This window comes from Microvirga arabica (assembly GCF_016811235.1).
In the GTDB taxonomy this organism is placed as follows: Bacteria; Pseudomonadota; Alphaproteobacteria; order Rhizobiales; family Beijerinckiaceae; genus Microvirga; species Microvirga arabica.
This window is the reverse complement of record NZ_JAFBID010000030.1, coordinates 1-13,627: the sequence shown is the minus strand read 5'-3', so window position 1 is coordinate 13,627 and position 13,627 is coordinate 1. Positions and strand designations below refer to the sequence as shown.

The 13,627-nt window shown below is 60.9% G+C and carries 14 protein-coding genes; 9 read left to right on the top strand and 5 right to left on the bottom strand.

Annotation, left to right across the window (positions count from 1 at the left end):
• Positions 1 to 74: 74 nt before the first annotated feature.
• From JQC81_RS16030 to JQC81_RS16020, 3 genes are all read right to left on the bottom strand, one after another.
• Positions 75 to 476, bottom strand: a complete 402-nt coding sequence (locus JQC81_RS16030) for a response regulator transcription factor (protein WP_312887530.1) — start codon at positions 474 to 476, stop codon at positions 75 to 77.
• A gap of 131 nt (positions 477 to 607) precedes the next feature.
• Positions 608 to 1,234 carry a response regulator transcription factor gene (locus tag JQC81_RS16025; protein ID WP_203272806.1) on the bottom strand — a complete coding sequence of 209 codons (627 nt, stop codon included), beginning with the start codon at positions 1,232 to 1,234 and terminating at the stop codon, positions 608 to 610.
• 11 nt (positions 1,235 to 1,245) lie between these two features.
• Positions 1,246 to 2,832: a sensor histidine kinase gene (locus JQC81_RS16020; RefSeq protein WP_203272805.1), complete on the bottom strand. Its 1,587-nt coding sequence runs from the start codon at positions 2,830 to 2,832 to the stop codon at positions 1,246 to 1,248.
• 734 nt (positions 2,833 to 3,566) lie between these two features.
• On the opposite strand from JQC81_RS16020, the gene JQC81_RS16015 reads away from it, so the two are divergent.
• Complete coding sequence (locus tag JQC81_RS16015; protein ID WP_203272804.1) at positions 3,567 to 4,505, top strand: GGDEF domain-containing protein; 939 nt, start codon at positions 3,567 to 3,569, stop codon at positions 4,503 to 4,505.
• 279 nt (positions 4,506 to 4,784) lie between these two features.
• On the opposite strand, the gene JQC81_RS16010 is transcribed toward JQC81_RS16015, so the two are convergent.
• Entirely contained in the window at positions 4,785 to 6,782 is a 1,998-nt protein-coding gene (locus JQC81_RS16010) for a hybrid sensor histidine kinase/response regulator family protein (protein ID WP_203272803.1), read from the bottom strand.
• Positions 6,783 to 7,246: 464 nt separating this feature from the next.
• Between JQC81_RS16010 and JQC81_RS16005 the strand changes: the two genes are divergently transcribed.
• From JQC81_RS16005 to JQC81_RS15985, 5 genes are all read left to right on the top strand, one after another.
• On the top strand, positions 7,247 to 7,438 hold the full coding sequence (locus JQC81_RS16005) for a type II toxin-antitoxin system ParD family antitoxin (protein ID WP_203272802.1): 192 nt from the start codon (positions 7,247 to 7,249) through the stop codon (positions 7,436 to 7,438).
• A complete protein-coding gene (locus JQC81_RS16000) occupies positions 7,432 to 7,722 on the top strand; it encodes a hypothetical protein (RefSeq protein ID WP_203272801.1) in 291 nt (96 codons plus the stop codon). Before JQC81_RS16005 ends, JQC81_RS16000 begins: the two co-directional genes overlap by 7 nt.
• An 84-nt stretch (positions 7,723 to 7,806) precedes the next feature.
• Positions 7,807 to 8,727 (top strand): PAS domain-containing protein, encoded by a 921-nt coding sequence (locus tag JQC81_RS15995; RefSeq protein ID WP_203272800.1) that lies wholly within the window; start codon positions 7,807 to 7,809, stop codon positions 8,725 to 8,727.
• Between the two features lie 15 nt (positions 8,728 to 8,742).
• Positions 8,743 to 8,949 carry a PAS domain-containing protein gene (locus JQC81_RS15990; RefSeq protein WP_312887534.1) on the top strand — a complete coding sequence of 69 codons (207 nt, stop codon included), beginning with the start codon at positions 8,743 to 8,745 and terminating at the stop codon, positions 8,947 to 8,949.
• A gap of 39 nt (positions 8,950 to 8,988) precedes the next feature.
• A complete protein-coding gene (locus JQC81_RS15985; protein ID WP_203272798.1) occupies positions 8,989 to 9,672 on the top strand; it encodes a sensor histidine kinase in 684 nt (227 codons plus the stop codon).
• Between the two features lie 51 nt (positions 9,673 to 9,723).
• On the opposite strand, the gene JQC81_RS15980 is transcribed toward JQC81_RS15985, so the two are convergent.
• Complete coding sequence (locus JQC81_RS15980; protein ID WP_203272797.1) at positions 9,724 to 10,155, bottom strand: cupin domain-containing protein; 432 nt, start codon at positions 10,153 to 10,155, stop codon at positions 9,724 to 9,726.
• Between the two features lie 57 nt (positions 10,156 to 10,212).
• Between JQC81_RS15980 and JQC81_RS15975 the strand changes: the two genes are divergently transcribed.
• From JQC81_RS15975 to JQC81_RS15965, 3 genes are all read left to right on the top strand, one after another.
• Positions 10,213 to 10,716 carry a MarR family winged helix-turn-helix transcriptional regulator gene (locus JQC81_RS15975; RefSeq protein WP_203272796.1) on the top strand — a complete coding sequence of 168 codons (504 nt, stop codon included), beginning with the start codon at positions 10,213 to 10,215 and terminating at the stop codon, positions 10,714 to 10,716.
• A 525-nt stretch (positions 10,717 to 11,241) separates the two neighbouring features.
• Complete coding sequence (locus JQC81_RS15970; RefSeq protein WP_203272795.1) at positions 11,242 to 12,063, top strand: alpha/beta fold hydrolase; 822 nt, start codon at positions 11,242 to 11,244, stop codon at positions 12,061 to 12,063.
• A 5-nt stretch (positions 12,064 to 12,068) separates the two neighbouring features.
• Positions 12,069 to 13,627 (top strand): ATP-binding protein (locus JQC81_RS15965; RefSeq protein ID WP_210347185.1); only part of this gene is annotated, 1,559 nt, incomplete at its 3' end.

The following is a 13,627-nucleotide window of genomic DNA, read 5'->3' as shown; positions in this document are numbered from 1 at the left end:
AGCACTCCTCTTCCGTGACGCCAGATACGCAGGTGACTGATACGAGGTCTGTTCTTGCCCGGCTGGGCCCAGAGTTACCGCCGTTGGGATCCTTTACCCACAGGCCCCTCGGCATGATCGACGGCCGATAGGATGCACGATAGAAGCTCATCCGCCTCCAACGGCTTCGCGATGTAGCACTTGATGCCTTCCCCCAGTGCCTGTGGGCGGATGCGATCCTCGGGATAGGCTGTCATCAGGATGGTCGGGATCGTAAAACCAGACGCGGCGAGGTCTCGATGAAGCTCGAACCCGCCCATCCCAGGCATCCGCACGTCCGTGATCAGGCAGTCCATCTTGTGCAGATCCTCCGATCTCAGGAGCGCGGCCGCCGAGTCGAATCCCGCAGCAGCAAACCCCAATGCCTTGACCAGATCGACGGTGGCATCGCGGGCGGATTCATCATCATCCACGATCGCGATCAGCAAGTCGCCCACCATCTGGCTCCTTATGAAACCCCGGAAGATCATGTGACCTCGGCCCGGGCTGGCGGCGTGACAACTCCAACGCCGAGCTGATCATCGCAAGGGCGGGCGGATGAGTTCAATCGAACTGTGGTAGCGGGTGTCTACGCCTTTCCGGTAGCCGCGTTGAGACTATCGGCAATCCGGACAAGGTCCGCGAGGGAGGGGGCGTTCATCTTGCGCATGACTTGGGCGCGATGGACCTTCACAGTCATCTCGCTCAATCCCAACCCAGCCGCGATCTGCTTGTTCAACATGCCGGTCACGACTAAAGCCATCGTCTCCTGCTCCCGCGGCGTCAGCGAAGTGTATCTCGCCCGCAATTCCGTGAGCGCCTCCTCGTCTGCCCGGCGGCGGCGATCAAGCGCGATCCCCGCATGGACCGCATCGAGCAGGTCCTGATCTCGGAACGGCTTGGTGAGGAACTCGATCGCCCCTGCCTTCATGGCGGCGACCGACATCGGGATGTCACCGTGGCCGGTGATAAACACGATCGGAAACCTGATGCCAATGGATTCCTGCAATCGCTGGAACTCGAGCCCGCTGGTGTCAGGCAGCCGGACATCAAGAACGAGGCAGGTAGGTAGGTCGATGCGGTGGTCACCCAGGAACGCCTCGACTGAACCGTAGGAGCGCACCTCGTGACCGACCGAGCGAAGGAGGTCCTCGATCGACTCGCGGACATAGAAGTCATCATCAATAACGTAGACGATCGAACCGTTCTTGTTCATCGGCTTGATCCTCAACGGCGAATGTCCGATACAGCGTTGCAGGGTAATGTGAGATGGAAGACCGCGCCGTGCGGGATATTATCAGCCACCCATAGCCGCCCGCCGTGGTCTTCGATGATGGATCGGCTGAACATCAGCCCCATGCCCATGCCCTCCGGCTTTGTGCTGAAGAACGGATCGAAAATTCGGTGCCGGAGGTCGGATGCGATGCCCAGGCCGTTATCCTCCACCGTCACCAAGACCTCTCCCTCTCCTGAGCGGGACCTGACCTTAATGATCCGGGGACGATCGGTGACGGAACTCAATGCATCAACGGCGTTTGCGATCAGGTTCAAGATGACCTGTTCCATTTGCATTGGGTTGACGGTGACGGGAAGTGCTCCCTCAAGATGGGTCCGTATCGAGACACGCCTAAGGCGCGTCTCCTCCTCGGTCCGCAACAGGACACCCTCGATGAGACGGTTCAGGTCGATTGGAACACGCTCCCGGGTGTCCGTTCTGAAGAGATTTCTGATTCCATTGACCACATTGCGGGCGCGGTGACCATCGCGCACCACCCGCTCTAGGGCGGATCGCGCCTCCCCGACGCGTGGCACGTCATTGTCGAGCCAGCGTAGGCCAGCGCTGGCATTGGTGACCATGCTGGCCAGTGGTTGGTTGATCTCGTGCGCGATCGAGGCCGATAGGGCCTCCATAGCCGTGAGCCGGCTCTCCCGGGCCAAGCGCTCAGAGCGGATGGAACGAACCAATTGAGCATGCAAGGCTGTCGTCTCGGACAGGAGGACGAGCAGTACCACGCTGGCAGATGCCAAGCCAAACAGGCGACCTGCCCACCAGCCGACGCTCAGCCGCGTGGCGCCGCCGAGATATGAGATCAAGAGGATCTCGATCAGTAGCGTGCCGAGCACCACCATCAGCCAAAGATCGAGCGTCGAACGCAGCCGAGTCCAAAGCACTGCGAGGCTGGTCAGATAAATCCCCACTGATGCTGCGGGAACAACGTGCCAGAGCGGGGCCACCTCCCGCGTATTGAGCATGAAGGCTGGAAGGTTCTCCGCACGCAGGGCCAAGGCGAGGGTCAAGACCGATGTCAGGGTGGCAACCAGGGCGATCCAGCCCACGATGGCGTGACCAGAGGCCTTCCTTGGTCGGTCCCAATCCTTCTCGTCCTTCATAAGGGCGAAGGCGAGAACGGAGAGGGCGAAGCCGAGACGCCGCGCCGCGGCGATGACGGCAGTGATCTGGAGGTTTGGTTCGAGCCCCAGCGTGGTGAACACCCCGGGAAAGCTCAGGGCCCATGGAATCGCCAGCAGGCCCGAGAGGAGATAGCCGGTTGCCAGGATGAGTATGGCCCGCGAACGGTCGATCGAGAAGAGAGCGAAGAGAAGGGCTGACGTGAGCAACTCGACGAGGAGCGCTGCCGCCGCGTAGGCCGGGATCAGGATCTCGGTTCCCGGAAGGCTGAGGCGGGCGAAGGGTGCGGAAAGCAGCATCGCCGCCATCAGAGCGGCAACGATGCCCACTGCGAGTCGCCGTTGGCTTCGGTTGGGCGATGCGGTCGACAAAAGGAAAGGGTGCTGGCCTTGCGCTTCAATCATCGACGCGTCGCGATCCTTACGGTTGCGGGATTTTTACGGGAAATACCTTTTGAATGGAAGGAGCTGCTGGACACGCAGAGATATGAGCTCGACATTAAGGTCTATGCGGGGGCTTGGTTCCCCGTTTCAGGTTGGGCTTGGATGGACCGCCCTTGGCCGATGGGCTCCCGACCTGGTGCTTAACAACGCACGCCTCTATCGCGGGTCAACACCCGAAGGGCAGCCATCTGTACGTCATCGACAACAAGGCCATTTTTGCTGCCAAGGGTACGCCCGAGATGCCAGTGTTGCCAAACAGGCGAGAAGTCGTTTGACCTGATGATCGCAACCATAACGCGATTTTTTGTTAGCGACTCGACCACAGGGATCGTCCCGGATGCGCGCCATGAGCTATCGCGGAAAACCCAATGCCGACGAGTGCAATGGTACCCTCCTTTCTGGCTTCCTCTTGAATGCTGTAACGGCACCGACATATGGTTGCGCCGACTGGTTGCCAGACGGAAGGGCCGCTCATGGCACGGAGCTGAGGTTGATGGAACGTCCGCTTCAGACAGGAATACCAGTCCTTCCAGAAGGACAGGGGACTTTCAAAGCCTGACCCCTAGCGGCCCGAGAGGCATTGCCCGTGAGGCCGGTCCGGAACGAAGTTAATAAGGGGAATCCCTCAGTGGACGGTCAGTTTCCAGCTTGGCAAGTTGGGACTATCCTGCTCGTCTTCTTTGCCTTGAGTTTCCATGACCTCATTACCTTTCACTCCTGATGACGAGGCCATCCGGTACCTAGTAGAGACCCTCACGGAGAGCGGGCAGGCGGTGTCCATCTTCGATGCTGACGACAATCTCCGGTACGCCAACAAGACTTATCAGGGCATGTTCCTGGGCAACTACAACGGTCCGTTCACCTTTACCGGCATCGTTCGCCACGCCCACAGAAACGGGCTTGGCGTCCGGATCGATGACGATGATGTCGAAGCCTTCCTTGCAAGAACCCTGCCGCGGCGCCGCAGCGTTCCTCGCAAGTCCTTCGAGACCGATCTTGTGGATGGCCGTTGGTTCTGGATCGATCACACGGTGCTCCCGAACGGCTGGGTGCTGTCCGTGGGCGCCGACATCACAAATTTGAAGAACAATGAGAAGTCCCTGCGCCAGGCCCATGAGGCGGCGCTCAAGGCATCACAGACCGATCAGCTCACGGGGCTACCGAACCGCCGCCATATCCTGGGACTGCTGGACGAGGCGCTCGCCGCCAGCGAGGCGACGGGAACAGGCTTGTGCGTTGCCGTGATCGACATCGACCACTTCAAGGCCATCAACGATGCGCATGGGCACGAGGCAGGCGATGCTGTCCTTGAGCATTTCGCGCAGTTCTGCCGAGCGAGGGTACGGGCACAGGACCGCTTGGGGCGCACTGGTGGAGAGGAGTTCCTGCTGCTGCTGCCCGAGGTTCGGCTCGATGATGCCGTGCGCATCATCGATCGCATCCGAGACGGCTTTCCCGCGGCGGTGTTGAGCCACAGCGGACTCGAACTGCCTTGCACCTTCAGTGCTGGAGCGACTGAAGCTCTGCCCGATGACGACCGCAGCTCGATCCTCCGTCGAGCCGACCGGGCCCTATATGCCGCCAAGGAGGAGGGAAGGAACCGCACCAGGATCAGCTCTGAAGCAACACGCTGAGAATGCCGATCACCTCCTAGCGTGCATTTGACCAGTGCGTCGATCAACGCACTTCCGGTGATCGCCTATGGCGTCGAAAACCCAGTACTCAGGATAGAGGGTGAGGGATGTCGACTTCATCCAACTGCGCCATGGCAGGAAGGCCGGTTCGTGGCACCCCTAGGACTAAAGCCTGAAGTCAGCAGTCCTCGCGGAACCAGACGCTCCGCAGGGTTCGGGAATTTCGATGCCTGACCCGGAGCTGACCTCTGCTGCTTCGCGGAGAGTGGAGCACATCAGTCAAAAAATAGGCCCAAGGGGCTCACGCTGTTTCTGCCCTGCTCTCGCCTCTGCTTTCCTCTCGCTCGCAAGTGCCTCCAGCGCCCGCTGTAATGCAGCCGTCAAATCGCGCGGGGCAAACGGCTTGAGCAGAAGCTCACTCTCAACGACCTCGCCACCTTCCAGTCTTTCGCTGTATCCCGTCATCAGGATTACAATCAGATCGGGCGAAGCAGCCTTGGCAAGCCTTGCCAGGCTAATCCCATCCATCTCGCCGGGCATGACAATATCCGACAGCAGGATGTCAAAGGACGCTCTGCGCAGGATCGACATCGCCTCAGTCGCGGAGTGTGCTTGCTTTACAATGCAGCCCTGTTCCTCAAGGGCATTGGCAGCCAAGGCCGAGATGTCGGGATTGTCGTCCACAACGAGGACGTTCAAACCCGCAGGAAGCGAAGGCAACTCTTCGCTCTCGGCAACTGGCGTCACCAATGGTTCGCGTGATCGTGGGAAATGCAGTGATAGCCCTGTGCCTCTCCCAAGGGCCGTATCGAGCTTCAGCCTGCCTCCTGACTGATGAACAAAGCCATACACCTGTGCCAGCCCGAGACCGGTTCCCTTGCCCATCTCCTTGGTCGTGAAGAACGGCTCAAACACCCGGGCTGCGATGTCCTGGCTCATGCCGGTGCCAGTATCGCTCACCGTGAGGCAAACCTCCTCTGTGTCAGGGAGGTTTTGGCTCTGGATGCGCAGTACGCCGCCATTGGGCATGGCGTCCCGGGCATTCACGGCAAGGTTGATGAGAGCAACATGGAACTGATCCGCGTCGACCTTCACGGGCCATAGCTGCGGATCGAGGTCCAGTTCCACTGTAATGTCGTCGCGAAGAGAGTGGGGCAGCATCCCTCCAATCTCGACAAGCAAGCGGTTGAGGTCCGTAACGGCAGGGGAAAGTGTCTGGCGGCGGCTGAAGGCGAGAAGCTGGTGCGTGAGTGCTTTGGCGCGGTCAACGGCAAAAACAGCATTATCGATATAGCGCGCACGCCGTTCCTCCCTGGCCCGGCGCAGCATGTCGAGGCTGCCCATGATTATGGTGAGAAGATTGTTGAAGTCGTGAGCGATACCTCCGGTCAGGCGACCCAGGGCCTCCAGGCGCTGCGTATGGTGGAGGCGTGCTGTGGCCGCTACCTCCCGCCGCACAACCCAGACCGCGCCAATCATGGCAAGCGTCAGCACCAGGGCTAGGCCAAACAAGGACGCAATGATGGGCAAGCGCACGGGGGCCAAGCGGCGATCCAGGTAAGCCTGATCAAAGGCCACCATCGTGAGAAAAGGGTAGCGCTCCGACGTGGTGAAATAGCCAACGCGTGCGACATTATCGATGGCGCTGAGGTCGTCGAAGCGGCCGTTCCGCTCCTCGACGATCTTTTGGAACCGCGGCAATGCGGAAAGGTCCTGCGCGTAGCTTGCCTCTGCCGCGCTGCGGACCCGCACGATGCCATCAAGGCCCACCAGCGCGACCATTCCTTGTCCGCTGATGTTGAGGCCACCATAGAACGAGGTGAAGTCTCTCAGGTCATAGGAGGCCACCAGAATGGCATGAAGATTGCCCTGATCATCGCGAACCGCTCGCGTGAACTGGATTGTCCAGAGATTCGAGATGCGTCCCAAAACAGGAGGGCTGATATAGAGGCCATCTACCCGGTTCTCGCGATGGACACGGATATGCATCCGGTCGGAGACGTCAACGCGCTCGGGCTCAGGGGTAAGATTGCTCACCAACGCTCGTCCATCCGGGCCGACAACCGCCAGTTGGACAATTGCGCTTGGCAGGTTAAGGCTGCGAAGCCGCTCGAAAAGCTCACCTGGCGTCGCCTGCGGGGTGAACCCTGTTGCGAAGTTCTTCAGGAATCCGTCAACTGAGTCCGATGTGCGCTCAAAGTTAGCGAGCAACAGACGCGAGACCCGTTCCGCATTGGCGGCCGCCTCGTCGGCCATCTGGTGCTTGGTTTGGCGCAAGGTGCCAAACCCCACCAAGCCGAGGCCGATACAAAGTATCGCCCAAGCAAAGATGATCCACAAAAGGGCCCGCTTCCCGCTCAGGATCTCCGCAATATTGCGCAACTCGAAACGCCCCAAGTCATGTGGATTCAGCCATACCCGTAAAATTACAACGGGAACAGCAGGCTCTCTCTAAACCATGTGCTGACGCCAAGAGCTAGAACTGTCCAGTGCCGTCCGAGGCTAATTGCCGAGGTTCCTATCGGGCGGAACCTTTTCCGGCAGGAGCATCGAACACTCTGAAGCGCGTTGATTGTCGCGATCTACCCTCAGCGGAACATTGTTGTGTGCTGGATTACGCGCTAGCCCAAGCACCCCACGAGTCTGATCTGACGACCGTAAACCCAATTCAGCCTCTGCGTCGGAACCAAGGGGTGTGTCAAAGGTTGCTACAAGTTCTCGTTCCCGCTTGATGACACCTAGTGACCATCCGCAAAACCCGCAACGTCTCGCTCACTCCTGAGCTGGAGTCCCTCATTGATAGCAAGGTCGCCTCGGGCCGCTACCGCAGCGCCAGCGAGGTGGTGAAAGCCGCCTTGCGGCTGCTGGATGAGCGCGAGCGTCAGGTTGAGCAGCCGCTCAGGCACGGTGCCGTAGAGCGCGCACCATGCTGATGAACTTCCCAGCCAAGCAGCTGCCGGCCGTGCATGACTTCCTCCAAGGTGGTGGACAGATGGGCGCCCGCATGCGCGCGCACGACTGGTCCACATCACCGCTGGGGGAGCCGGCACACTGGCCCCAGTCGCTGCGGCATTATGTCGAGCTGATGCTCAATGCCAAGCAGGCGATGTTTGTCGCCTGGGGGCCTGAACTCGCTTTCCTCTACAATGACGACTATGCACCAATCTTTGGTGTCAAGCATCCTGGCGCCCTTGGCCGTCCCTTTGCTGAGGTGTAGGCCGATATCTGGGGGCAGATCGGCCCCATCGTCGAGCAGACACTCTCCGGACAGGCGAGCTGGTTCGAGGACCTCCTCATCCCCATGGAGCGGCACGGCCGCAGAGAGGATGCCTGGTTCAGCTTCTCCTACACGCCCATCCGCGATGAGAGCAGCCAAGTCGCCGGCATGTTCTGCGCCGCTGTTGAGACGACGGGCAAGGTTCTTGCTGAACGCCGAGCCATGGCTGAGCGCGAGCGCCTGCAGCAACTGTTCCAGCAAGCGCCAAGCTTCATGGCAATGGTCCGAGGGTCCGACCACGTTTTTGAGCTCGTGAACTCATCCTACCAGCAACTGATCGGCCACCGCGAAGTGCTCGGAATGCCGGTACGGGAGGCGCTGCCGGAGCTTGTGGAGCAAGGCTTTATCGAATTGCTGGACGAGGTCTACCGGACTGGAAGAGCATTTGTTGCGAACGCAATCCCGATTTCGCTTCAGCAGGTGCCGAGTGGAGCGGTCGAGCAGCGTTTCCTGAACTTTGTGTACCAGCCCATCACCGATGCTTCCGGCCAGGTCACCGGCATCTTTGGTGAGGGCTACGATATCACCGAGCAGGTCCAAGCTGAACAGGCGCTGCGGGAAAGCGAGGAGTTCAACCGGCGTATCCTGGAGAGCTCCAGCGACTGCATCAAGGTGCTCGACACTGACGCTCGGCTCCAGTTCATGAGCACGGGTGGCATGGAGGTCATGGAGGTCGACCACTTCGGCGCCATTCAGGACTGCGATTGGCGCAGCTTCTGGTACGGTCCTGAGCACGCTAAGGCGCGTGAGGCTGTTGAGACCGCTCTTGCCGGCGGTATGGCCCGCTTCCAGGGGCCGACGCCAACCTTCAAAGGCACGCTCAAATGGTGGGATGTGGCCGTTACTCCGATCACTGGGCCTCATGGAAGCGTCGAGAAGATCCTGTCGGTTTCCCGCGATATCAGCGACCTCAAGAAGGTCGAGGAGGCCCTCCGCAAGAGCTAGGCGCGGCATCGGGCGATCATTGAGGCGACGCCGGAATGCGTGAAGCTGGTGGCGGCTGATGGCAAGATCCTGGAGATGAACCCAGCTGGCCTTGCCATTCTGGAAGCAGGCGATCCCGCTGTGCTGAGGGGCGCCAGTGTGCTCGATGTCATTGCTCCTGAGTTCCGGCAGGAATGGCGAGCCAATCACGCGCGAGTCTGCAAGGGTGAGAGCGGGGACTAAGAATTCGACATCATCAGCCTCAAAGGCACGCGTCGGCACATGGAGACGCATGCGGTCCCGCTGACGATGCCGGACGGCTCTGTGGCGCATCTGGCGGTGACCCGCGATATCAGCGCCCGCAAGCGCGCCGAAGAGCACCAGAAGCTGCTCATCAACGAACTGAACCACCGGGTGAAAAACACGTTGGCCAGCGTGCAGTCGATCACCGTGCAGACCCTGCGCACTGCCACAACAGCGGACAGCGCCAAAGAGGCTCTCGAAGGCCGGCTGCTGGCTCATTCCCGTGCGCACGACGTGCTGACGCGGGAGAACTGGGAAGGGGCAGGGCTTCGCGAGATCATCGGCCGGGCGGTTGAGCCCTACAACAGTTCGGGCCAGGACCGGCTGCATGTGGAAGGACCTGAGGTCAGGCTCTCGCCTCGCATGGCTCTGGCGCTGGCGATGGCCTTGCAGGAGCTGGCGACCAACGCGGTGAAGTATGGCGCGCTTTCAAACCTGACGGGTCAGGTCCGGATCACATGGAAGGTCGAGCAAAAAGACGGGCAGCCCTGCATGGATCTTGAGTGGGCGGAGAAGGGTGGGCCACCCGTTCATGTGCCAAAGCGGCGCGGCTTCGGCACACGGTTGATCGAGCGCAGCCTTGCACATGACCTCGGGGGCACGGCCCAGATCAGCTTTGAGCCGGATGGCCTCCGCTGCACCGCCCATGCGCCCTTGGCATAAGGCTACCTCGCTAAGGCAACAGGGACGGAGCAGTCATCAACGCTGTCGTGCTCAGGCTGGGATGAGGCCGTGCCGGAGCATGATCTCCCTGACCTGCGCCAAGTCGGGCTTGCCCGGAACGTTCACTGCTGCAGCAACCTCCTCAAAGTAGCGCCGCCCGATTGAGCCTGGTGTCAGAACCACCAGTGCCCGTGCAGTCGGCTCATGCAGGTTCTCGTGGTGGTGCACGCTCCCGCGCGGAATGAAGATGACCTCACCGGAGTGCAACTCACGCCTGTCCCCATCCAAGGTCATCGTCAGGGTTCCTTCCAGTCCATACACGGCCTCGTCCACATCGCGGTGGAAGTGCGGGGCCGGCACGCGAGCTTTAGGCGGGACGGTGAACTCGAACATGACGAGGTCGCCTGAGCCCTGCGTTTCGTCGACCAGGAACCGCAGATCCAAGTCACCAATCCGCACCGTGTTGCTGCTGATGCCTTCCATGATGCGCTCCTCTGATGTAAAGTCGCTTTATGTCCGCAAACATAAAGCGACTTTACAATGGGTGCAAGTGCGTTTGAACACACTAAGGGACCTGGCGCGGGCGCGGACAACGGCCCTCCGTTCGTGGGAGCCCTGCTGCGCCAATGCTGGCGGCGGGTGCGCGACCGGATCCAGGACGCCATTCGGGCAGCTGGTTTCGATGACCTGCAGGAGGCGCACCTTGCCGTGTTCACTTATCCCCTGCCTAACGGGGTCCGGCCGGCGGACCTGGCACGGCGGATGGGGATGACACCGCAGGCCACCAACTACCTGATCGCTCAAGTCGAGGCGCTCGGATATCTCGAAAGACGCGCCGCAAAGGGCAGTGACCGGCGCCTGGTCTACCTGACGGAGCGCGGCTGGCAGGTGGGTGAGGCCATTTTCGCCTGCCTGCGCGAGCTACACGCAGAATGGGCTGACGAGGTAGGGCAGCAGAGGTTCATCGAGTTTATAGACGTTTTGCGACACCTGGCAGCCGAGGAACGGGCGCCAGGCTTTCCAAATAGGTCATGCGGCAGGTGATCTGTGCTTTGAGATGCGTCGTCCGCACCGCTCAACGGCATGTAGGCCGGGGCTCCCCCCTCAGATTGAGTGTTCGAGTGGGACGTCAGCATTTGACAGTTACTGTTGAAAACCCGCCTTCGGCGCCCAGACACCTGCGGATGACATTGGGGCACTGGCGTGGCCACACCGTCAGGTATGTTGATGCTGTTAAACTGGCGCTTCTCGAAAGTAACGTTTGGATTCACTCGTCCTGCCTAAGACACCCGTGACCGACAACTTTGCCTTTGTTGCTCCCATGCTTCTATGATCGCCTTCAACAAGGGTGCGGAGCACAGACAGGGTGCCCGTTTTTAGTGCTGAACAACCGAAGCTGCTTCATCTGCACTATTGATGCTCCCCGGTTGCGACGGCGGACGTGTGAAATTTGCGGCAGAGTTGACACCAGAGACAGGACGCTTACTTAGGCGTGCTGAACTGCAAAGCTCGCAAGCGCCATTTTGGCGAGCGGTCTGCCCATCGGTCTTTGGATTGCACGGAGCGCCCATGTCTGCCGTTCTCAAGCGTAACAATGTCAAGATTTTCGGTCGTGGCAAGCAGCCTATGCTCTTCGCCCACGGCTATGGCTGCGACCAGAACATGTGGCGCCTCATCACGCCGGCTTTTGAGGACCGGTACAAGATCGTTCTCTTCGATCATGTGGGGCACGGCCAATCGGATGCGACGGCTTTTGACCAGGTAAAATACGGCTCGTTGAGTGGGTATGCCGATGACGTGCTGGCGATCTGCCGTGAGCTCGACCTGAAAGACGTTATCTTCGTCGGGCATTCGGTCAGCGCCATGATCGGCATTCTCGCCGCCATCAAGGAACCGGAGCAGTTCGACCGGCTCGTCCTGATTGGTCCCTCGCCGCGCTACATCAACGACGGCGACTATGTGGGCGGGTTCAAGCAGGAGGACATCGAGGGCCTGCTCGATTTCCTCGACAGCAACCATCTCGGCTGGTCGAGCACCATGGCTCCCGTGATCATGGGCAACCCGGACCGGCCGGAGCTCGGCGAGGAACTAACCAACAGCTTCTGCCGCACCGATCCGGAGATCGCCAAGCACTTCGCCCGCGTGACGTTTCTCTCCGACAACCGGGCCGACCTGCCCATGGTGAGGACGAAAGCTCTCATCCTCCAGTGCTCGCAGGATGCGATTGCCCCTGAGGCAGTCGGGCGCCACATGCACGAGAACCTCCCGGGCAGCGCGTTCGTTCAGCTCAAGGCCACGGGACACTGTCCGAACCTGAGTGCGCCCGAGGAAACAATCGCCGCCATGGAAGCTTTTCTGCGCGATCCGGCTCCGGTCAAGGCCGTCGCATAGTGACAATGGACCAGGGCTCACTGATCGAGACGGCTGAGGAACTCTACGAAAGCGCCCCCTGCGGCTACCTGTCGACCCTGCCGGACGGCACGATCATCAGAGCCAACCAGACGTTCCTCACCTGGATCGGCATGGAGCGGCAGGATGTCGTCGGCCACAAGTGCTTCCAGGATCTTCTGAGCGTCGGCGCTAAGATCTTCTACGACACGCACCTGACGCCGCTCCTGCGGATGCAGGGCTTCGTGAATGAGATCGCGTTCGATCTGACCTGCACCGACGGGCGGGTCCTGCCGGTTCTGGCCAACACGGTCCAGAAACGGGATGCGAACGGCCGTCCGATGGTTCATCGCATCACCCTCTTCAACGCTACCGACCGGCGCAAATACGAGCGGGAGCTGCTCCTGGCGCGACAGAAGGCCGAGCAAGCCACCGAAGAACTCAAGCGCCTGAACGAGACCCTTGAGGAGCGGGTGGCCCAGGAAGTCGCCGAGCGCCTGAAGGCCGAGGAGGCTCTGCGACAGGCGCAGAAGATGGAGGCTATCGGTCAGCTCACTGGCGGCATCGCCCATGACTTCAACAACCTGCTCACCATCATCGTCGGCAACATCGAGCTTCTCCAGCGCCGCCTGCCCGAGGGCGCGGACCGCCTCCAACGGGCGGCCACCCACGCCATGGAGGCGACGCGCCGGGCCGCGACCCTGACCCAGCGGCTCCTGGCCTTCTCCCGGCGCCAGCCGCTCGATCCCAAGCCCATCGACGCCAACAAGCTCGTGGCCGGCATGTCCGACCTCCTGCGCCGGACGCTGGGCGAGGTGGTCGTGCTGGAGACGGTTCTCGGGGGTGGTCTGTGGCGCTCTCAGGCCGACCCGAACCAACTGGAGAACGCGATCCTGAATCTCGCGGTGAACGCCCGCGACGCCATGCCGGACGGCGGCAAGCTCACGATCGAGACCGCCAATGCCCGCCTGGACGAGGCTTATGTGGCGGCTTTGGCCGAGCCTGTTCCGCCTGGGCAGTACGTGCTCGTGGCTGTCTCCGACACCGGGACCGGCATGGACAAGGCCACGATGGAGAGGGTGTTCGAGCCATTCTTCACCACTAAGGAGGCAGGCAAAGGAACCGGACTGGGCCTGAGCCAGGTATACGGCTTCGTGAGGCAATCCAACGGCCATGTGAGGATCTATAGCGAGTTGGGCGAAGGGACGACGATCAAGATTTACCTGCCGCGCCTGATCGGCTCCGATGAGGAGCCTGCCGAGATGCCCGCGAAGAGCCCCGCGATGGTGCGAGGTGCCGGCGAGACCATTCTGGTTGTGGAGGACGAGCCCGATCTGCGCACCTACACCACCGAGGCGCTGCGAGATCTCGGATACCGCGTCCTTGAGGCTGCTGACGGTCGAGGAGCTCTGGAGATCGTTGAGCAGCATCCGGAGATCCAACTCCTCTTTACCGATGTTGTTCTGACTGGAGGGATGAACGGGCGTGCGCTCTCAGACGAGGTGTCCCGGCGCAGGCCAGGGCTGCCGGTTCTGTTCACCACGGGCTACACCGCGAACGCTATCGT

Bases quoted from the DNA above. Each gene is read 5' to 3' on its own strand.
- JQC81_RS16020 (WP_203272805.1), bottom strand. From the start codon at position 2,832: ATGATTGAAGCGCAAGGCCAGCACCCTTTCCTTTTGTCGACCGCATCG.
- JQC81_RS15995 (WP_203272800.1), top strand. From the start codon at position 7,807: ATGGAGCGGCACGGCCGCAGAGAGGATGCCTGGTTCAGCTTCTCCTAC.
- JQC81_RS15970 (WP_203272795.1), top strand. From the start codon at position 11,242: ATGTCTGCCGTTCTCAAGCGTAACAATGTCAAGATTTTCGGTCGTGGC.
- JQC81_RS15980 (WP_203272797.1), bottom strand. From the start codon at position 10,155: ATGGAAGGCATCAGCAGCAACACGGTGCGGATTGGTGACTTGGATCTG.
- JQC81_RS15985 (WP_203272798.1), top strand. From the start codon at position 8,989: ATGGAGACGCATGCGGTCCCGCTGACGATGCCGGACGGCTCTGTGGCG.
- JQC81_RS16000 (WP_203272801.1), top strand. From the start codon at position 7,432: ATGCTGATGAACTTCCCAGCCAAGCAGCTGCCGGCCGTGCATGACTTC.
- JQC81_RS15975 (WP_203272796.1), top strand. From the start codon at position 10,213: ATGGGTGCAAGTGCGTTTGAACACACTAAGGGACCTGGCGCGGGCGCG.
- JQC81_RS16025 (WP_203272806.1), bottom strand. From the start codon at position 1,234: ATGAACAAGAACGGTTCGATCGTCTACGTTATTGATGATGACTTCTAT.
- JQC81_RS16015 (WP_203272804.1), top strand. From the start codon at position 3,567: ATGACCTCATTACCTTTCACTCCTGATGACGAGGCCATCCGGTACCTA.